This window comes from Roseateles puraquae, from assembly GCF_002205845.1.
In the GTDB taxonomy this organism is placed as follows: domain Bacteria; phylum Pseudomonadota; class Gammaproteobacteria; order Burkholderiales; family Burkholderiaceae_C; genus Pelomonas; species Pelomonas puraquae.
On record NZ_NISI01000001.1, the window covers coordinates 407,857 to 426,996 of the forward strand.

At 67.8% G+C, this 19,140-nt stretch carries 17 protein-coding genes; all 17 read right to left on the reverse strand.

Annotated features, from left to right (window positions below):
- Positions 1 to 1,512 (reverse strand): amidophosphoribosyltransferase, encoded by a 1,512-nt coding sequence (gene purF, locus CDO81_RS01905; RefSeq protein ID WP_088481456.1) that lies wholly within the window; start codon positions 1,510 to 1,512, stop codon positions 1 to 3.
- Positions 1,513 to 1,523: 11 nt separating this feature from the next.
- The gene (locus CDO81_RS01910) at positions 1,524 to 2,066 is read right to left on the reverse strand and encodes a CvpA family protein (RefSeq protein ID WP_088481457.1); all 543 of its coding nucleotides are present in this window, start codon (positions 2,064 to 2,066) and stop codon (positions 1,524 to 1,526) included.
- Positions 2,067 to 2,077: 11 nt separating this feature from the next.
- On the reverse strand, positions 2,078 to 2,890 hold the full coding sequence (locus CDO81_RS01915; protein WP_088481458.1) for an SPOR domain-containing protein: 813 nt from the start codon (positions 2,888 to 2,890) through the stop codon (positions 2,078 to 2,080).
- A 17-nt stretch (positions 2,891 to 2,907) separates the two neighbouring features.
- Positions 2,908 to 4,218: a bifunctional tetrahydrofolate synthase/dihydrofolate synthase gene (folC, locus tag CDO81_RS01920; protein WP_088481459.1), complete on the reverse strand. Its 1,311-nt coding sequence runs from the start codon at positions 4,216 to 4,218 to the stop codon at positions 2,908 to 2,910.
- Between the two features lie 60 nt (positions 4,219 to 4,278).
- Positions 4,279 to 5,151 carry an acetyl-CoA carboxylase, carboxyltransferase subunit beta gene (gene accD, locus CDO81_RS01925; protein ID WP_088481460.1) on the reverse strand — a complete coding sequence of 291 codons (873 nt, stop codon included), beginning with the start codon at positions 5,149 to 5,151 and terminating at the stop codon, positions 4,279 to 4,281.
- 21 nt (positions 5,152 to 5,172) lie between these two features.
- Positions 5,173 to 5,973, reverse strand: coding sequence for a tryptophan synthase subunit alpha (gene trpA / locus CDO81_RS01930; RefSeq protein ID WP_088481461.1), 801 nt, complete (start codon positions 5,971 to 5,973; stop codon positions 5,173 to 5,175).
- Positions 5,970 to 7,259, reverse strand: a complete 1,290-nt coding sequence (gene trpB / locus CDO81_RS01935) for a tryptophan synthase subunit beta (protein ID WP_088481462.1) — start codon at positions 7,257 to 7,259, stop codon at positions 5,970 to 5,972. Before trpB ends, trpA begins: the two co-directional genes overlap by 4 nt.
- The gene (locus CDO81_RS01940; RefSeq protein WP_088481463.1) at positions 7,259 to 7,900 is read right to left on the reverse strand and encodes a phosphoribosylanthranilate isomerase; all 642 of its coding nucleotides are present in this window, start codon (positions 7,898 to 7,900) and stop codon (positions 7,259 to 7,261) included. Before CDO81_RS01940 ends, trpB begins: the two co-directional genes overlap by 1 nt.
- 36 nt (positions 7,901 to 7,936) lie before the next feature.
- Entirely contained in the window at positions 7,937 to 8,719 is a 783-nt protein-coding gene (gene truA / locus CDO81_RS01945; RefSeq protein WP_088481464.1) for a tRNA pseudouridine(38-40) synthase TruA, read from the reverse strand.
- Positions 8,720 to 8,791: 72 nt separating this feature from the next.
- A complete protein-coding gene (locus CDO81_RS01950) occupies positions 8,792 to 11,296 on the reverse strand; it encodes a FimV/HubP family polar landmark protein (protein WP_088481465.1) in 2,505 nt (834 codons plus the stop codon).
- A 334-nt stretch (positions 11,297 to 11,630) separates the two neighbouring features.
- Positions 11,631 to 12,743: an aspartate-semialdehyde dehydrogenase gene (gene asd / locus CDO81_RS01955; RefSeq protein WP_088482406.1), complete on the reverse strand. Its 1,113-nt coding sequence runs from the start codon at positions 12,741 to 12,743 to the stop codon at positions 11,631 to 11,633.
- 93 nt (positions 12,744 to 12,836) lie between these two features.
- Positions 12,837 to 13,934, reverse strand: coding sequence for a 3-isopropylmalate dehydrogenase (leuB, locus tag CDO81_RS01960; protein WP_088481466.1), 1,098 nt, complete (start codon positions 13,932 to 13,934; stop codon positions 12,837 to 12,839).
- 1 nt (position 13,935) lies between these two features.
- The gene (leuD, locus tag CDO81_RS01965) at positions 13,936 to 14,583 is read right to left on the reverse strand and encodes a 3-isopropylmalate dehydratase small subunit (protein ID WP_088481467.1); all 648 of its coding nucleotides are present in this window, start codon (positions 14,581 to 14,583) and stop codon (positions 13,936 to 13,938) included.
- A gap of 2 nt (positions 14,584 to 14,585) precedes the next feature.
- Complete coding sequence (leuC, locus tag CDO81_RS01970; protein WP_088481468.1) at positions 14,586 to 15,998, reverse strand: 3-isopropylmalate dehydratase large subunit; 1,413 nt, start codon at positions 15,996 to 15,998, stop codon at positions 14,586 to 14,588.
- A complete protein-coding gene (locus CDO81_RS01975) occupies positions 15,995 to 16,888 on the reverse strand; it encodes a LysR family transcriptional regulator (RefSeq protein WP_088481469.1) in 894 nt (297 codons plus the stop codon). The genes leuC and CDO81_RS01975 overlap by 4 nt, the downstream gene beginning before the upstream one ends.
- Positions 16,889 to 16,969: 81 nt before the next feature.
- A complete protein-coding gene (locus CDO81_RS01980; RefSeq protein WP_144397112.1) occupies positions 16,970 to 18,310 on the reverse strand; it encodes a phospholipase C/P1 nuclease family protein in 1,341 nt (446 codons plus the stop codon).
- A 71-nt stretch (positions 18,311 to 18,381) separates the two neighbouring features.
- The gene (locus tag CDO81_RS01985; RefSeq protein WP_088481471.1) at positions 18,382 to 19,140 is read right to left on the reverse strand and encodes a LytR/AlgR family response regulator transcription factor; all 759 of its coding nucleotides are present in this window, start codon (positions 19,138 to 19,140) and stop codon (positions 18,382 to 18,384) included.

The window sequence follows — 19,140 nt, forward strand, 5'->3', positions numbered from 1 at the left end:
TCAGCCCTCGCTGCCACCCTGCAGCGCGAGGCGGCTGCGGGCGTCGGCATCTTCGTCGCCCGGCTGGTTGGCACGCTGCTCGCGGATGGCTTCGAAGTCAGCCAGGCTGACGTCGCCGGTCACGTAGTGCCCGTCGAAGCAGCTGGCCTCGAAACCGGCCAGGCCCGGCCGCAGGGCCGAGACCACCCGTTTCATCGCGTCGACGTCCTGGTAGATCAGCGCATCGGCGCCGATGTACTGGCGCACCTCCTCGATGCTGCGGCCGTGGGCGATGAGCTCCTCCTTGGTCGGCATGTCGATGCCATACACATTGGGGAAGCGCACCGGCGGCGCCGCCGAGGCGAGGTACACCTTGCGGGCACCGGCCTCGCGAGCCATCTGGACGATTTCCTTGGAGGTCGTGCCGCGCACGATGGAGTCGTCCACCAGCAGCACGTTGCGGCCCTTGAACTCCACGCCGATCGCGTTGAGCTTCTGCCGCACGCTCTTCTTGCGCGCGCCCTGCCCCGGCATGATGAAGGTGCGGCCGACGTAGCGGTTCTTGACGAAGCCCTCGCGATAGGGCTTGCCGATGCGGTGCGCCAGTTGCATGGCTGACGGGCGGCTGCTTTCCGGGATGGGGATGACGACGTCAATCTCGTTGGGCGGCATCGTGGAGATGACGCGCTGCGCCAGCGTCTCGCCCATGTTCAGGCGAGCCTGATAGACCGAGATGCCGTCCAGCACCGAGTCGGGCCGCGCCAGGTACACGAACTCGAACATGCAGGGGTTGAGCGACGGCGCATCACTGCACTGCTCGGTGTGGAGCTTGCCGGTCATGTCGACGAACAGGGCCTCGCCCGGCGCCACGTCGCGCTCCAGCACGTGGCCGGTGCCTTCCAGGGCCACGCTTTCGCTGGCCACCATGAAGTCGCCATTGGATGCACGGCCAAAGCACAGCGGCCGGATGCCGTAGGGATCGCGGAAGGCGAGCAGGCCCTGGCCGGCAATCAGCGCGATGACGGCGTAGCTGCCCTTGATGCGCTTTTGGACGGCTCGCACGGCTGCGAAGATTTCCTTCGGTGTCAGTGGCAGGTCGCGCGCGGCCAACTCCAGCTCGTGGGCCAGCACGTTGATCAGCACCTCGGTGTCGCTCTCGGTGTTGATGTGACGGCGGTCGATGTCGAACAGCTCTTCCTTCAACGCATGCGCGTTCGTCAGGTTGCCGTTGTGGACCAGCACGATGCCGAAGGGCGCATTCACGTAGAAGGGCTGCGCCTCCTCTTCGCTGTAGGCGTTCCCGGCCGTCGGGTAGCGCACCTGGCCCAGGCCGATGCTGCCCGGCAGCGCCCGCATGTTGCGGGTGCGAAAGACGTCCCGCACCATGCCGCGTGCCTTGTGCATGAAGCACTTGTGGCCCTGCATGGTGACGATGCCGGCGGCGTCCTGACCACGGTGCTGCAGCAGCAGCAAGGCGTCGTAGATGAGCTGGTTGACGGGGGTAGCGGCAAGGGTGCCGACGATGCCACACATGGTGGGGTTCCTTATTCAGGCGAATCCGCGTCAGATGGGGTCATCGAGCGGGAAACAAAGCGGGAAACGGGTTCGGGCAGCAGCGGCGCGAGGTCATGCAGCACGCCGGTCAGTACCGGTGCTGCGCGCGAGGCCTGCCAGGTGGGCGACTGCGCCAAGGGCGACGCACCGATGACGAGCACCAGCAGCAAGGCAATGAACACGCCGCGCAGCGCACCGAAACCGGCGCCACCCAGGCGGTCCACCACCGACAAGGGCGTGGCGTGGATGAGCGTCTTGATCAGGCGCGACGCCAAGCTCCAGACGATCAGCACGGCGAAGAAGGCGATAACCAGCGTCACGAGGTGCAGAACAGCCGGGCCGAACTGGCTCGTGACGCCTTCGGGCAGCAGATCCGCCACGAGCGGCGCCAGCGGCGCGGCCGCGAAATAGGCGACCACCCAGCCCGCCAGGGACATCACCTCGAACACCAGGCCGCGCCACAGGCCGATGCCGATCGAAATCAGCAGCAGCCCTGCGAGCGCAAGATCGACCCAGCTGAGCGAGACGTCCATGGCCTCGGGCGTCAGAGCGTGAGGATGGAACCGGGCAGACCGGCGCCCTTGAGCTTGGACGCAGCGCGCTCGGCTTCGTCGCGCGTCGCAAACGGGCCCAGGCGCACCCGCACCCGGCGGCCGTCGGCCGTATCGACGGCCTGGGCGTAGGTCTTGAGGCCGAGCTTCTCGACCTTGGCCCGCATGTCCTGAGCCGCCTTGTTCTCGCCGTAGGCGCCCACCTGGACGATGTAGCGCGCGCCAGCGGCGGCGGCAGGCTCCTTGCCTTCCAGCAGTGCCTGCGCACGCGCGCCGTCGTTCGCCGGCTTGGGCTTGTCAGCCGGCTTCTCCACGGGTTTGACGGCAGGCTTCTCAACCGGCTTCTCAACCGGTTTCTCAGCGGGCTTGCTGGCGGCCTTCTCTGCAGGCTTCTCCGCGGGCCTGGCGACCGGCTTCTCGGCTGGCTTGACATCCGCCGGCTTGGGCTCGGGCGGGAGTTCCGCACTGGCCGCCTGCGCGACCTGCGAGGGCACGGCGGCAGGCGTGGCCTCGGCCTGAGCCAGCGGCTCGCGCGTCGGCACGGTCAGCGGCGGTGCGCTTTCCTTGCGCGGGATGTCAATCGGCAGGTCGACCGGAATCGGGCGAGGCTGGGTTTCGAAGATCAACGGGAAGCCCACCACGCCGGCTGCCACCAGCACGGCCGCACCGATCAGGCGGCGCCGGGCACGCACCCGCAACACCTGAACGTCATCGGCCGCGGAGGCCTTGGCGCCGGACTTGGCCGACTTCTTGGGCGCCGCCGCGGCGGCAGCGTCATCGCGCTTGAGGAAGGAAAACAGGCCCATCGGCGGTGTCGCTGGCGTCAGTGAAGGGTGGGAGGCTGTTCGGCCGGGCGGCCGGCGGTCACGCGAGGCAGGCCGGCCTGGAGCACCCCGCCCACGGTGTAGAAGGAACCGAAGACCAGGATTCTATCGGCCGGTGTCGCCTCGGCCGCCGCGGCATGCAGGGCGTCCAGCGGGGACGCATGCGTCGTGGTGGTGACACCCGCCGGCGTCTTGAGACCCGCCGCCAGGAAGGCCGATTCCAGCTGTTCCGCCGTCGCCGCGCGGGGCAGCGGCAGGTTGGTGAAATGCCAATGGTCCACCAGCGGCGCAATGCGGGCCAGGATGCCGGCCAAATCTTTGTCTGCCATCGCGCCGAACACCGCATGGGTGCGCGGGAAATAGCCCATCTGGTCGAGGTTCTGCGCCAGCGCCGCAACGGCATGCGGGTTGTGGGCCACATCCAGCACCACCGCGGGCTGGCCCGCCAGCACCTGGAAGCGGCCCGGCAGCTCGACCAGTGCGAGCCCGGTGCGCACCGCCTGGGCACTCACCGGCAGGCGATCTGCGAGCGCCTCGAAGGCCGCCAGCACACCCGAGGCATTGAGCAACTGATTCACACCACGCAGCGCTGGGTAGGCCATGCCCGAGAAGCGCTTGTCGCGGCCCGCCCACTGCCACTGGGTGCGGTCCCCGCTGAAGGTGAAGTCGCGACCCAACTGGCGCAGGTCGGCCCCCAGCTCAGCAGCCCGCGCGGCGAGGGACTGCGGCGGCATCGGGTCGCTGACGACCACCGGGCGGCCGGCGCGCATGATGCCGGCCTTCTCGCGCCCGATGGCTTCACGGTCAGGCCCGAGGAACTCGGTGTGGTCCAGGTCGATGCTGGTGATCACGGCGCAGTCGGCGTCCACCACGTTCACGGCGTCGAGCCGTCCGCCCAGGCCCACTTCCAGGATGACGACATCCAGTGGCTCGTGCTGCAGGCGCCGCATGATGGCCAGAGTGGTGAACTCGAAGTAGGTCAGCGTGATGTCACCCCGCGCAGCCTCGACCGCTGCGAAATGCGGCTCCAGCGACTCGGCCGACACCGGCGCGCCGCCCACGCGGCAGCGCTCCTGGAAATGCACCAGGTGCGGCTTGATGTAGAGCCCCACCCGGTAGCCGGCATGCAGGGCGATGGCTTCGAGCATCGCGCAGGTCGAGCCCTTGCCGTTGGTGCCGGCCACGACGATGGTCGGGCAGTCGAAGGCGATGCCCAGCCGCTCCTTGACCGCCTTCACGCGGTCCAGCGTCATGTCGATGGTCTTGGGGTGCAGTCGCTCGCAATGGGCGAGCCAGTCGTCAAGCGTCATGGCGGGTCGAAAAAAACAAAGCCAGGCGCAGGGCCTGGCTCGGGTTCATGGCGGCGCCGGTCAGGCCACGGCATCAGCGCTCTGGCGCTGCAGCATGGCGAGCTGACGGGCGATGGTTTCGCGGAGCTGGCGGCGATCCACGATCATGTCGACCGCGCCCTTCTCCATCAGGAACTCGGCGCGCTGGAAGCCCGGGGGCAGCTTTTCGCGCACGGTGTTCTCGATGACGCGCGGGCCGGCGAAGCCGATCAGCGCCTTGGGCTCGGCCAGCACGATGTCCCCCACGAACGCGAAGGAGGCCGACACGCCGCCCATGGTGGGGTCGGTCAGCACGCTGATGTAGGGCAGCTTCGCCTTGGCCAGGCGCGTGAGCGACGCGTTGGTCTTGGCCATCTGCATGAGGCTGAGCAGGCCTTCCTGCATGCGCGCGCCGCCCGTGGCGGTGAAGCAGATGAAGGGCGTCTTCTGTTCGATGGCGGTCTCGACACCGCGCACGAAGCGCTCACCGACCACCGACCCCATGGAGCCGCCCATGAAGTCGAACTCGAAGCAGGCCACCACCACCGGCACGCTCATGACCGCGCCGCCCATGACCACCAGCGCGTCGGTCTCGCCGGTGTTCTCCAGCGCTTCCTTCAGGCGGTCGGGGTACTTCTTGCTGTCCTTGAACTTCAGCGCGTCGACGGGCAGGACTTCCTGGCCGATCTCGTAGCGGCCTTCGCCGTCGAGGAAGGCGTCCAGGCGCGCCCGCGCGCCGATGCGGTGGTGATGCGAGCACTTGGGGCAGACGTTGATGTTCTGCTCCAGGTCGGTCTTGTAGAGCACCGTCTCGCAGCTGGGGCACTTGATCCACAAGCCCTCGGGCACGGTGCGGCGGTCGGCCGGGTCCCCTTGCTGAATCTTGGGCGGGAGCAGTTTGTCGAGCCAGCTCATGCGTTCTCTTCCTTGTGGGACTTAGAGGGTGTCCAGCGCCGCACGGATCTCGCGGATGAAGGCGGCGCCAGTCGAGGCGACATTATCGACCGGCTGGCGCTCCAGCAGTTCGACCAGCTTGGAACCGATGACCACCGCGTCAGACACCGCCCCCACCGCCTTGGCGGTGGCCGCGTCGCGGATGCCGAAGCCCACGCCCACCGGCACGCTGACGTGGCGACGGATGCGCGGCACGGCTTCGGCTACCGCGTCGGTGTTGAGGTGCCCGGCGCCGGTCACGCCCTTGAGCGACACGTAATAGACGTAGCCGCTGGCCAGTTGCCCCACCTGGGCCATGCGCGCCTCGGTGGAGGTCGGCGCCAGCAGGAAGATGGCGTCCATGCCGGCGGCACGCAATTGGCCCGCGAACTCCGCGCACTCCTCGGGCGGATAGTCGACGATGAGCACGCCATCGACACCGGCGACCTGCGCGTCAGCCACAAAGGCTGCGGTGCCGTAGCGCTCGACGGGGTTGGCGTAGCCCATCAGCACGATGGGCGTGCGGTCGTTGCTTGCGCGGAACTCGCGCACGTAGGCCAGCACGTCGCGCAGGGAGATGCCCTTGGCCAGCGCCCGCTCACCGGCGCGCTGGATGACCGGGCCATCCGCCATGGGGTCGGAGAACGGCACACCCAGCTCGATGACATCCGCGCCCGCCTCGGCCATGGCCTGCATCAGCGCGACCGTGGCGGCTGGGTGCGGGTCGCCCGCCGTCACAAAGGGAATGAGGGCCTTGCGGCCCTGCGCCTTGAGGCTGTCGAAGGTGGTGGCGATGCGGCTCATGCGCGGGCTCCCGGCAGGCTGACGACCGCGTCACCGCCCTTGACGGACTGACCGCGGCAGCTCGGGCGACAGTAGAAATCGGCGTTGGACAGATCGGCCACGGTGCCGATGTCCTTGTCGCCGCGACCGGAAAGGTTGACCAGCAGGACCTGATCCTTCGCCATCGTCGGGGCGATCTTCATCGCGTGGGCCACGGCGTGGCTCGATTCCAGGGCCGGGATGATGCCCTCGGTGCGGCAGAGGTGATGAAACGCCGCCAGCGCCTCGGCATCGGTCACACCCACGTACTCCGCCCGGCCGATGTCCTTCAGGTGGGCATGCTCGGGGCCGACGCCGGGATAGTCGAGGCCGGCCGAGATGGAGTGCGTCTCGATGATCTGGCCATTGGCGTCCTGCAGCAGGTAGGTGCGGTTGCCATGCAGCACGCCCGGCGTGCCGGCTGACAGCGTCGCTGCGTGCTTGCCGCTGTCGATGCCCTCGCCGGCTGCTTCGACGCCAATCAGGCGCGTCGCCTGATGCGGGATGTAAGGGTAGAAGATGCCGATGGCATTGCTGCCGCCGCCCACGCAGGCGAGCACGGCGTCGGGCTGGCGCCCGACCATCTCAGGCATCTGTACCAGGCACTCGTCACCGATGACGCGCTGGAAGTCGCGCACCATCATCGGGTAGGGGTGCGGGCCGGCCACGGTGCCGATGATGTAGAAGGTGTTCTCCACATTCGTCACCCAGTCGCGCATCGCCTCGTTGAGGGCGTCTTTCAGGGTCTTGCTGCCACTGTCGACGGGCACGACGGTCGCGCCGAGCAGCTTCATGCGGTAGACATTGGGCGACTGGCGCTTGACGTCTTCGCTGCCCATGTAAACGACGCATTCCAGCCCGTAGCGGGCGCAGATGGTGGCCGTGGCCACGCCGTGCTGGCCGGCGCCCGTCTCCGCAATGACGCGCGGCTTGCCCATGCGCTTGGCGAGCAGGGCCTGGCCGATGACGTTGTTGATCTTGTGCGCGCCGGTGTGATTGAGGTCCTCGCGCTTGAGGTAGATCTGGGCGCCGCCCAGCTCGCGGCTCAGGCGCTCGGCGTGATAGATCGGGCTCGGCCGGCCCACGAAGTGCGCGAGTTCCTTCTTGAACTCGGCGATGAATTCGGGATCGTTTCGGTAGTGCGCGTAGGCGTCCTTGAGCTGGTCCAGGGCATGGACCAAGGTCTCGGACACGAAGCTGCCGCCAAAGGCGGGGCCGGCGGGTGAGCGGAAATGCCCGGTGGCATCGGGCTGCTGGTAATCGAACATCAGGAGGTCTCTCTGGCGAGAGCCGCGTCGGCGTCACGCACGGCGCGGCAGAAGGCTTGGATCAGGCCGGCGTCCTTGATGCCCTTGGCGGACTCGACGCCGGAACTCACATCAACGGCCCAGGGCCGGATGCGCGCCATGCCATCGGCGACGTTGGCCGCACTCAACCCACCAGACAAAACGACCGGAAAGGGAGCGCTTGGAGGAAGAAGTGACCAATCGAAAACCTTGCCGCCGCCGCCATACCCCTCGACGACGGCGTCGAGCAGGATGGCCTGGGCGCTGGAGAAAGACTGCCTGAAGTTTAGCAAGTCGAAGCCCGGCCCCACGCCAGCCGCCCGAATGAACGGACGCCCGACGCGGTCACAGTCGGCCGGCGCCTCGTCGCCATGGAACTGGATGAGCATGTTCGGCAATGCGTCCAAACCAGCCTGCAGCTCGGCGTCGGTCGCGTTGACGAACAGGCCCACTGGCGTCACGAAGGGCGGCAGCAAGCGGGCCAGCACCTTCGCACGCTCGGGCGTCACCGCGCGCGGACTCTTGGCATAGAACACAAAGCCAATGGCATCGGCGCCCGCCTCCACGGCGGCTTCCACATCGACCTCACGGGTGAGGCCGCAGATCTTGATTCGGGTCTTCATCGGAGCCTCTCGGCGTTCAGGCGGGTGTCGACGCCATCACGGCAGCCAGTCCAGCGCAGCGACATGCTGCGGGATGTCGAACGCCGCATCGTAGGTCGGGCCCAGAAAGTACAGGCCGTCCGGGGAAAACGTGGGCGCCGCCACCTTGCGGTCGCGCGCTGCCAGCACCTCGCTGACCCAATCTGGCGAGCGCGTACCGGTCCCGGCCGCCAACAGGCAGCCCATCAGATTGCGCACCATGTGGTGCAGGAAGGCGTTCGCCTCGAACTCGAAGCGCCAGTACACGCCTCGCCGCTGGACCTTGATCTCACGCAGCGTCTTGACCGGCGAGGCCGCCTGGCACTCCGACGAACGGAAAGACGAAAAATCGTGCTCGCCGATCAAGCGGTCAGCCGCGGCCTCCAGCGCTGCCTGGTCCAACGGGCGGAAGATCCAGCCGCACTGGCCGGACTCGATGGCCGGCCGCACCGCGGACTCCAGCAGCAGATAGGCGTAACGGCGCCCGCGTGCGGAGTTGCGCGCATGGAAGGTGTCGCCCGGAAAGCGACTCCACTGGATGGCGATGTCCGGCGGCAGGTAGCGGTTGACGCCACGCACCCAGGAGAACGGCTCGCGTTCGACCTCGGTGTCGAAGTGCACCACCTGGTTGATACCGTGCACCCCGGTGTCGGTACGGCCGGCACAGAGGGTGCGAATGGGCTGCGCTGCGAAGGTCGACAGCCCCTTCTCCAGCGCATCCTGCACGGTGCGGCCGCCCGGCTGGCTCTGCCAACCGTTGTAGCCGCCGCCGCGGTAACTCACGCCAAGTGCAACTCTCATCGGGGTCTGGAAGTGACAACGCCCGGCGGGGCCGGGCGTTGGAGTATCGCGGCTCACGCCGCGCGCATCGCGTCAACGCAGTTGGTTCAGCATCGCCTCAGCCCGCGCCTTGAGCGGACCGCTGGCACGCTGGATCAACTCCTGCAGCACTTCGCGCGCACCTTCGGTGTCGCCGATCTGGCGGAACTCGTCTGCCAGTTCGAGCTGGCGCATCAGCGGGTCGCCGTCATCGTCGCCCAGGGCTTCGATGGCTTTGGCCAGTTGGTCCGGCGCTTCAGCGGCAGGCACATCCACGCCGAGATCGAAGTCGAGGTCGGTCGATGCCGCTGGCGCCGGCGTCGCGGTCACCGGCAGGTCGCCCATGCCGCTGAGGTCGAAGCTCAGGTCAGGCGCGGGCGGTGCGGTACGGGTGCCGCGGCTGGAGATGTCGAAGTCCATCGTCATCGGCGCATGCTCGACCGAGGCCGGCATGGCCTGGGTGGCTGCCATGGCGTTGGGCGACACCGGCTCCGGGGCGTCCAGGTCCAGGTCCAGCGCGAGGTCGAAGCCGCTGACCGGGCCTGTGTCGGGGCCGCTGCGCATCGCGTCGGTCGACAGATGGGCCGCCGCAGCCGCCGCAGCCGCCGCCCCCGGCGGCAGCGCCGTCTGGGGCAGCGTGCTGGCATTCATCGGCTCCGGACGCAGTTCGGGGCCGTCATCGCTGAGCGCCGGTGCGCCACCAGGCTGGTAGAGCGGATTGTCCGGATCGATGCCACGGCCCAGCTCCTGCGCCTTGCTCCAGTCTTCGCCCGAGCCCTTGGTCTCGGCGTAGAGCTGCACGGCCAGTTGCTCAAAGCCCTTGATGTCACGCCGCTTGGCGTAGACCTCCAGCAGCTTCAGGCGGATGGCCAGGCGCGTCGGGTTGGCGCGCAGGGCTTCCTTCAGGATTTCCTCGGCCTGCAGGTCGCGGCCGTAGGCCAGGTAGACGTCGGCCTCGGCGACCGGGTCCACATCGCCGATGGCATCGAGCTGGCTCAGCGAGTAGCTCATGGACGACTGGCCGCTGTTCTGCGTATCGCGGGTGTCCACGCGCTGACCGCCAGTGCCGCCGAAGAAGGAGTCCGGCTGCAGGCGGCTTTCGTGGAAGCCCGTCTCGGCCGCGTGGGCCGGGCGACGCGAGCGCAGACGGTACAGACCGAAGCCCCCCAGCACGGCCACGAGGGCGCCCACCAGAGGCAGCACCACGGGGCTGTCGAGCAGCTGCTCAATCAAACCAGGCGGCTCGGCAGCCGGCGGGGGCGGCAGCGGCGCGCTGGCGCGCGGTGCCGGGCGCGATGCCGCGCTGGCAGCCGCCACCGGCGCAGAGGCCGCCACCGCTGCGGAAGCGGGTTCGGCTGCCGCGACGACCGGGGCGGGAGCTGGCAGGGCTGGCGTTGGCACCACGGCCGGCGCCGGCGCCGGTGCGGAGGCTGCCGGCTTGGCGGCGCTGGAGAGCTTCTTGAGCTCTTCCACGTTGCGCGTCAGCTCCGCCACGCGGGCGGCCGCGTCCTTCTTCTCGGTGTCTTTGGACAGCTTGGCTTCAGCCGCGCTGGCCGAGCCCCCCGCCTTGCTGAGCGTGAGCTTGTCGGGCGTCGGCGCTGCCGCCGGCTTGCGATCGTCCACGGCCGCTTGCACCTGCCCCTTGGACTGGCGCTCGCTCTCGGTGTTTTGCAGCGTCGGCGCGGCCGACGCCAGGCGTTGGCGGTAAGCCGAGAAGTCGGCGCTCTGCGCCAGGATGATTTGACGCGCCTCGCTCTGCGGCACCGCGGCCAGCGCGTCGCTGCCCGGCACCTGCAGGACCGTACCGGCCTTCAGACGGTTCATGTTGCCGTCGATGAAGGCGTCGGGGTTGTTGCGGAACAGGCCTACCAGCATCTGGTCAAGCGAGATGCCGCTGACCTGCGTGCGGGAAGCCACCTTGGAAAGCGTGTCGCCGGGGCGAACCGGCACTTCGGAGGCGGCAGTCACGGGCGGACGCACCACCGGCGCCGGGGCGGCCGGTGCGCGGGCTGCCGCCACGGGAGCCGGGACGTTGCCGTTGCGCGGCAGGGCCGACGTGACGGCCGGTGCCGGCGCGGGCACGGCCTCGCTGGAGGCTGCACCGGCCGGCGCAGGCGCGGCGGAGATGGCGGGCTGCGCGGTCACCACCGGCGCAGGCTTGGCCAGGCTCGGAGGATCGAACAGCAGCGTGTATTCGCGCACGAGACGACCACCGGTCCACGTCAGCTCCAGGATGACGTCGACGAACGGCTCCTGCACCGAGCGGTCGCTGCTGACCCGCAGCACGGTACGGCCGCCGTTGCGAACGACCTGCACCTGGGTGGAGGTGAGCACCGGGTTGTATTCGATGCCGCTGCTGCGGTAGGAATCAGGCGGCGCGACTCGAACCTTCAGGCTGGCAGCCTCTTCAGGCGTCAGGCTGGTGATGTCGATCTCAGCCCGCATGGTTTCGCCGAGCGCCGACTGGACGCTCAGTTTGCCCAGGCCCAGAGCCTGTGCGCCGCTGCCGGCCACGAGCAGCGCAGCAGCCAACGCGAGATGATGGCGAGCAAAGCCCATGGGTCGAACTCCCTCGATTGCGTCGCGGATGTGGTCTTTCAAGGCATTCCCCAAAGCAACAAGGCGGGGCTGTTGAGGGCCCCGCCTGTCTCGATCTTCAGCAAGCAAATGCACGAACCGGCTGGTAACACGGGTTTGCACGATGTGGCCTGCGTCGAGTTTCAAATCAAAAACACAACGACATCAAGCATATACGCTGAATTGCTCAAGCGGTATGTGATGTGTCGCTTGGTTTCAATATCAACGCCCGGGTGAACCCTAGGTCGGCACGTAAAAGACCGTAAGCAAATCACGAAGACGGCCGTTACGCGAGGGAACGGCCGCCAGCACCCGATCAGCGCTCGATCAGGATGCGCAGCATGCGGCGCAGCGGCTCGGCGGCGCCCCACAGGAGCTGGTCGCCGATGGTGAAGGCGCCCAAGTACTCGGGACCCATGGCGAGCTTGCGCAGACGGCCGACCGGGATGGTCATCGTGCCCGTCACGGCCACGGGCGTCAGGTCGCGGATGGTGGCTTCACGGGTGTTCGGGACCACCTTCACCCAGGCGTTGTCGGCGGCGATCATGGCCTCGATGTCGGCCAGCGGCACGTCCTTCTTGAGCTTGAAGGTCAGGGCCTGGCTGTGGCAGCGCATGGCGCCCACACGCACGCAGAAGCCATCGACAGGGATCGCGCCGGAGCCGAGGATCTTGTTCGTCTCGGCCATGCCCTTCCACTCTTCCTTGGACTGGCCGTTGCCCAGGTCCTTGTCGATCCACGGGATCAGCGAACCGCCCAGCGGCACGCCGAAGTTGGCGGTTTCTTCCGCAGACAGCGAGCGCTGCTTGGCGATGACCTGGCGATCAATCTCGAGGATGGCGCTCTTGGGGTCATCCAGCAGCGACTTCACCGAGGCGTTCAGCGTGCCGTACTGCGTCAGCAATTCACGCATGTGCTGGGCGCCACCGCCGGAAGCGGCCTGGTAGGTCTGGGTAGACATCCACTCGACCAGCCCGGCCTTGTACAGCGCGCCCACACCCATCAGCATGCAGCTCACGGTGCAATTGCCGCCAATCCAGTTCTTGCCGCCGCTGGCCAGCGCCTTGTCGATGACGGGGCGGTTGACCGGATCCAGGATGATGACCGCGTCGTCGGCCATGCGCAGCGTGGAGGCGGCATCGATCCAGTGGCCGTTCCAGCCCGCAGCGCGCAGCTTGGGGTAGACCTCGGTCGTGTAGTCGCCGCCCTGGGCGGTGATGATGATGTCGCAGCGCTTGAGCTGGTCGATGTCGAAGGCGTTTTGCAGCGTCTTCTCGTTCTTGGCCTGGGCTGGGGCAGCGCCGCCGGCGTTGGAGGTCGAGAAGAACAGCGGCTCGATCAGGTCGAAATCCGATTCGGCGGTCATGCGCTCCATGAGCACCGAACCCACCATGCCGCGCCAGCCTACGAGGCCTACCAAGGTCGTCATCATCAATCCTTTCGTCTTTCGGTCACCAAACCCCTTCCACTTCGGGCCCCGGCTCGTTCGCCGGGTCTGGTGGGGGCGAGACGAGACGGAGCGTTAGCTCTTAATGGTTTTGGTGGTGGTGATGGCTTTGACGACGGCGTCGCCCATCTCGACGGTCGAAACCTTCGAGGTGCCTTCACTCCAGATGTCGGCGGTGCGCAAGCCCTGGGCCAGCACCGACTGCACCGCAGCTTCGATACGAGCAGCGGCGTAGGGCAGGTTGAGGGAGAACTTGAGCATCATGGCAGCGGACAGGATTGTAGCCAGCGGGTTGGCGATGCCCTTGCCGGCGATGTCCGGCGCGCTGCCGTGGGAGGGTTCGTAGAGGCCCTTGTTGTTTACGTCCAACGAGGCGGACGGCAGCATGCCGATCGACCCCGTGAGCATCGCGGCTTCGTCGGACAGGATGTCGCCGAACATATTGCCCGTCACGACCACGTCGAACTTCTTGGGCGCCTTGACGAGCTGCATCGCGGCGTTGTCCACGTACATGTGGTCGAGTTCGACGTCCGGGTAGTCCTTGTGGACCTCGGTGACCACGTCCTTCCAGAACTGGAAGGTCTCCAGCACGTTCGCCTTGTCGACGCTGGTCACCTTCTTGTTGCGCTTGCGCGCCGCCTGGAAGGCCACGTGGGCGATGCGCTCGATCTCGGGGCGCGAGTAGCGCATCGTGTCGAACGCTTCCTCGGCACCCGGGAAGTGGCCGTCAACTGCCGTGCGGCGACCGCGCGGCTGGCCGAAGTAGATGTCGCCGGTCAACTCGCGAATGATGAGGATGTCGAGCCCCGCCACCAGCTCGGGCTTGAGCGACGACGCATGCGTCAGCTGCTCGTAGCAGATGGCCGGGCGGAAATTCGCGAACAGGCCCAGGGCCTTGCGCAGGCCCAGGATGGCTTGCTCGGGGCGCAGCGCGCGTTCGAGCTTGTCGTACTTCCAGTCGCCGACGGCACCGAACAGCACCGCGTCGGCTTCCTGGGCGAGCTTCAAGGTGGCCGGCGGCAGCGGGTGGCCACTGTTCTCGTAAGCCTTGCCGCCCACGTCGGCCCATTCGAGCGTCAGCGGCAGGTCCAGCGCCTGCAGGACCTTGACGGCCTCGGCCATGATTTCCGGGCCGATGCCATCGCCGGGGAGAACTGCAATCTTCTTGGTCATGTCAGACGATGCGATGGTTGAGCCAGGGTTTGGCGGCGATGCGCTGCGCCTCGTAGGCGCGAATCTTGTCTGCGTGCTGCAGGGTCAGGCCGATCTCGTCCAGACCGCCGATCAGGCATTCCTTGCGGAAGGGCTCGATGTCGAAAGGCAACTCGGCGCCATCCGGCTTCACAACGACCTGGCGCGGCAGGTCGATGGTGAGCTGGTAGCCCGGGAAGGCGGCGACTTCGTCGAACAGGCGCGCGATGGCCCCTTCCGGCAAGACGATGGGCAGCAGGCCGTTCTTGAAGCAGTTGTTGAAGAAGATGTCGGCGAAGCTCGGTGCCAGGATGGCGCGGAAGCCGTACTGCTGCAGCGCCCACGGCGCGTGCTCGCGGCTGGAGCCGCAGCCGAAATTCTGGCGCGCGATCAGCACGCTGGCGCCAGCGAAGCGCGGCTGGTTCAGCACGAAGTCGGGGTTGGGCTTGCGGCTGCTCGGGTCCTGACCCGGCTCGCCGTGGTCGAGGTAGCGCCATTCGTCGAACAGGTTGGGGCCGAACCCCGTGCGCTTGATCGACTTCAGGAACTGCTTCGGAATGATCGCGTCGGTGTCGACGTTCTCGCGGTCTATGGGGGCCACGAGACCCGTGTGGAGGGTGAACTTATCCATGCTCAGCTCAGGGTCCGGACGTCAACGAAGTGGCCGGTCATCGCGGCAGCAGCGGCCATGGCGGGGCTGACGAGGTGGGTGCGGCCACCAGCGCCCTGGCGGCCTTCGAAATTGCGGTTGCTGGTGGAGGCGCAGCGCTCGCCCGGCTCCAGCCGGTCGGCGTTCATCGCCAGGCACATCGAGCAGCCGGGCTCACGCCATTCGAAGCCGGCCGCCTTGAAGACCTGATCCAGGCCTTCGGCTTCCGCCTGCGCCTTCACGAGGCCGGACCCCGGCACGACCAGGGCCAACTTGATATTGCGAGCCACGCGGCCGCCGACGCGCTTGACGACGGCCGCCGCCTCACGCATGTCCTCGATGCGGCTGTTGGTACAGGAGCCGATGAAGACCTTGTCGACATGGATGTCGCTGATCGCCTTGTTCGGCTCCAATGCCATGTAGGTCAGCGCGCGCTCGATGGCGCCACGCTTGACGGCATCCTTCTCCTTGTCGGGGTCGGGCACGCGGTCGTCGATGGCCAGCACCATCTCGGGCGAAGTGCCCCAGGTCACCTGCGGGCGGATCTGCGCGGCATCGATCTCGACGACCTTGTCGAAGTGTGCGCCGGGGTCGGAATGCAGCGTGCGCCAGTAGGCGACGGCCTGGTCCCACTCCACGCCTTGTGGCGAGAAGGGGCGGCCCTTGACGTAGTTGATCGTGGTGTCGTCAACCGCGATGAGGCCGGCGCGCGCACCGGCTTCGATGGCCATGTTGCAGACCGTCATGCGGCCTTCCATGCTGAGCGCGCGAATGGCCGAGCCGGCAAACTCGATGGTGTAGCCCGTACCGCCGGCGGTGCCGATGCGGCCGATGATGGCCAGCACGATGTCCTTGGCGCCGCAGCCGCGGGGCAACTGCCCCTCGACCTTGACGAGCAGGTTCTTGGCCTTCTTGGCCGACAGCGTCTGGGTAGCGAGCACATGCTCGACCTCGCTGGTGCCGATGCCGTGCGCAAGCGCACCGAAGGCGCCATGCGTGGAGGTGTGGCTGTCACCGCAGACGACGGTCATGCCGGGCAGCGTGGCGCCCTGCTCCGGGCCGATGACGTGGACGATGCCCTGCCGCTTGTCGCTCATCTTGAACTGCGTGATGCCGAAGCGGTCGCAGTTCGCGTCGAGCGTATCGACCTGGAGCTTGGACACCGGGTCGGCGATGCCCTGGCTGCGGTCGGTGGTGGGCACGTTGTGATCGCTGACCGCGAGGTTCGCGCTCAGGCGCCAGACCTTGCGGCCGGCAATGTCCAGGCCTTCGAAGGCTTGCGGGCTGGTCACCTCGTGCACGAGGTGCCGGTCGATGTAGAGCAGCGCCGTGCCGTCCGGCTCGGTGTGCACGACATGCTCGTCCCAGAGCTTGTCGTAAAGGGTTCTTGAAGTCATTGCTTCTCTCGCGGGATGAGGGTGTCCACGAAGCGTTGCACCACGGTAGGCAAGCGCTGTTGGCGCAGCACACCCAGGTAATAGTCGCGCTCGGCCCACGACTCTTCAAGCCGCAGGGCGCGCACGCCGAACACGCGGGTGAAGCGCTCGGCGGGATGTTCAGGAAGGACGGCCACGCCCAGGCCCGACTCCACGAGCTGGGCAATGCCGTCGAAGCCGCGCACCTGCAGGCGGGCGTTGAGCGTCTTGCCGCGGGCCGCAGCCTGTTCACGCATCAGCTCCTGGGCGCTGGCGCCGGCATGCAGGCCGATGAGGTCATACGCCAGGAGATCGTCGAAGCTGACCGCCTCGCGGTTGGCCAGCGGATGCTTGAGCGGCACCAGCGCGGCCAGACGGCCACGGGCGAAGACCCAGGTCTGCACGCGGTTGTCCAGCACCGGGGCGGTGAAGACGCCGACGTCGGCCCGGCCTTCAGCGACCGCGGCCTGCACCTCGGCACTGGTGAGGTCTTCCAGGCTGATGCGGATCTGCGCATGCGCCTGGGAGAACTCCACCAGATACGGCGGCAGGCACTCGGCGATGGCACTGGTGTTGGAGGCGATGCGCAGATGCCCCTTGATGCCGCGCGAGAACTCCATCACCTCCGTCTCGAGGGCATAGAGCGATGCATGCAGCGAACGGATGTGACGCACCAACGCACGCCCCGCCTCGGTCGGCTCGACGCCGCGCGCGCGACGCTCGAAGAGCTGCACGCCGAGACGGCTTTCCAGGTCTGACAGCCGCTTGCTCGCCGCCGCCAGCGCCAGGTGCTCCTGGGCCGCGCCGCGGGTGATCGAGCGGGTCTGCTCGATGGCCAGCACGAGATTGAGGGTGGTGAGGTCGTGTCGCATGGTGGGGTGGACTCCAGCATAGCCTTCGCGAAGAAGGCAATTCTGCGCCAGAAAGCGACTTTGGCTTCGCCGTTTGCGAATTTACGACGGCACTTGCCCCGCCGCTTGGCGCAGTCCCCGCAACGCATTGCGGCTATGGGCGCCGAAGTGCCCCAGCAGGTTGGCAATCGCCCGATGCAACGCGTCCCGCTGCCCCTGCAGATCCCTCGCCAGCTCCGGCCCCAGCTGCGCCTCGTTCGCTGCAAAGTCGAAATTGGGGTCAGAGACGAATTTTGCCGGCGCCCCCACCACGACCGCCGCATCGGTGGCGGGCCCGGCCGCAAAGGCCTCGGCCGCCACCACCTCGCGCACGTAGGCCGGGCTCCAAGGCGGGTAACGCGCATCCAACGCGGCATCTCGCAGGGCCAGCTCCAGCGGACCATCGCGGCGTTGGCGGGCGTTTTCGAGAATCCAGCGCGTCTGGAACTGCTCCAGCACGAAATGCCGGTTGCCCTGCAGGACCACCAGCCCCTGCCGGTCTGCCGGCGCGCCCAGCTGCGCCTTCAGGTTGACCCACATCATGTGTCCGAGCGTCGCGCCCGGCGCCGCGCTGGCATGGTACGGCTGGGTCAGGTCCTGCACGTGGTGCAGCGCCAGGCCGGCGAAGCGCCAGCCCCAGTAGGCATGGCCCGTCTGCCAGGCGAGCACCGCCAGGCCACCGTATTGCTGCACGCGCAGCTCGGTGAAGGTGCGCGCAAAGCTGGGGGCCAGCGTGTTGAAGATCGCCCCCTGGTGGAAGAAGCCCATGTGGAACGGCGCCTGCGAGCCGATGGCCACCGCCGGATTGCCGAAGGGCTGCTTGCCAAAGCCGTAGTCCGGATGCCCCGGGTTGTCGTCAAAGAGGTTCAGGTCGTGCCCGTAGTCGGGCTCGTCGCAGGCCGATGCAAGCACGGCCAACGGCGCCACACCATCGCCTGGCGCCAAGGCCACGAAACGCTGCGTGGCCCCCTTGGACGGCGTGACCGCACTCACCACCGACGCGTCCAGCCGCGGCCCGCTCGGTTCCGCCTCGCGCGGGTCGGGTTGCAGGTAAAGCGCCAGGCGTGTTTGAGGAGACAGCCTCAGCGCCCGCAAGAACGCTGCCCGGCGCTGCTCGTCCGAGCGCGCAGCGTCAACCCTGAAGCGCAAGGCCTCAGGCCGCGGCGCGTGTTGCGGCAGATGCTGCCGCGCCCAGGCCTCTTGCGCCTCCAAGGTGCGAGCGATGGCCGCCTCCTGTGCCCGCAGAAAGTCCACCAGCGGCTCAGCGCGCACCGGTGCCGCCTGCGCGACCTCAGGCATGCGCTCGAACGCCCGGTAGCACATGGGCGTGTGATTGCCCCAGGCCAGCGCCGGGCCAGACGCGCAACCGGCAAGCAAGAAGAGCAGGACGAATCGACGAAGCATGAACGGACAGTGGGCGGCGGCCGGGTCGGGAAGCTGCGCATTCTGGCCTGCCCGGGCGCCGCGCCGGCACGCTACATCTGCCGGAACCGCGCCTGATAGCTCTGGCTCACGCTCAGGATGGCGTCATGCTGCTTCAGGTGGATGCGCATGCGGCCCAGCGCGCTGCGCTCCACCCAGTCGACGTGCGCCAGATTGACGATGGCATTGCGATGCACCTGCCAGAACGCCTGGGCGTCGAGCTGACCCGCAAGCTCCTTCAGGCTGAGCCGGATCCACCAGTCGCCGGCCTTCGTGACCACCTGGGTGTATTTGGTCTCGGCGCGGAAGAACAGCACGTCGGCCACCGTCACCAGCCGCAAATGCTCCCCCTGCCCCACCTGCAGCCAGCGCAGCGGCTCGGCGCGCGCGGACACAGGATCGGTCGATGGCCGCTGCAGTTGCTGCAGCAGCCGGCTCAGATCCGGCGGCGCCGACTGCAGGCGCTCGCGCAGCCGTTGCACCGTCTGCGCCAATCGCACCGGCTGCAGCGGCTTGAGCAGGTAGTCCACCGCGCCCTGCTCGAACGCCTTCACGGCATGCTGGTCGTAGGCCGTGACGAACACCAGATGCAACGAGCCGCGCACTGCCTGCGCCAGCTCCAGGCCGCCCAGGCCCGGCAGGCGGATGTCGACGAAGGCCACATCAGGCCGCTGGGCGTGCAAGAGCGCCAAACCCTGCAGGCCATCGTCGGCTTCACCCACGATGCGCAACTCGGGCCAGAGCTGGGCGAGGCGCTCGCGCAGGTCAGCGCGCGGCAGGGCTTCGTCTTCGATGAGGACAGCGGTCGGCAT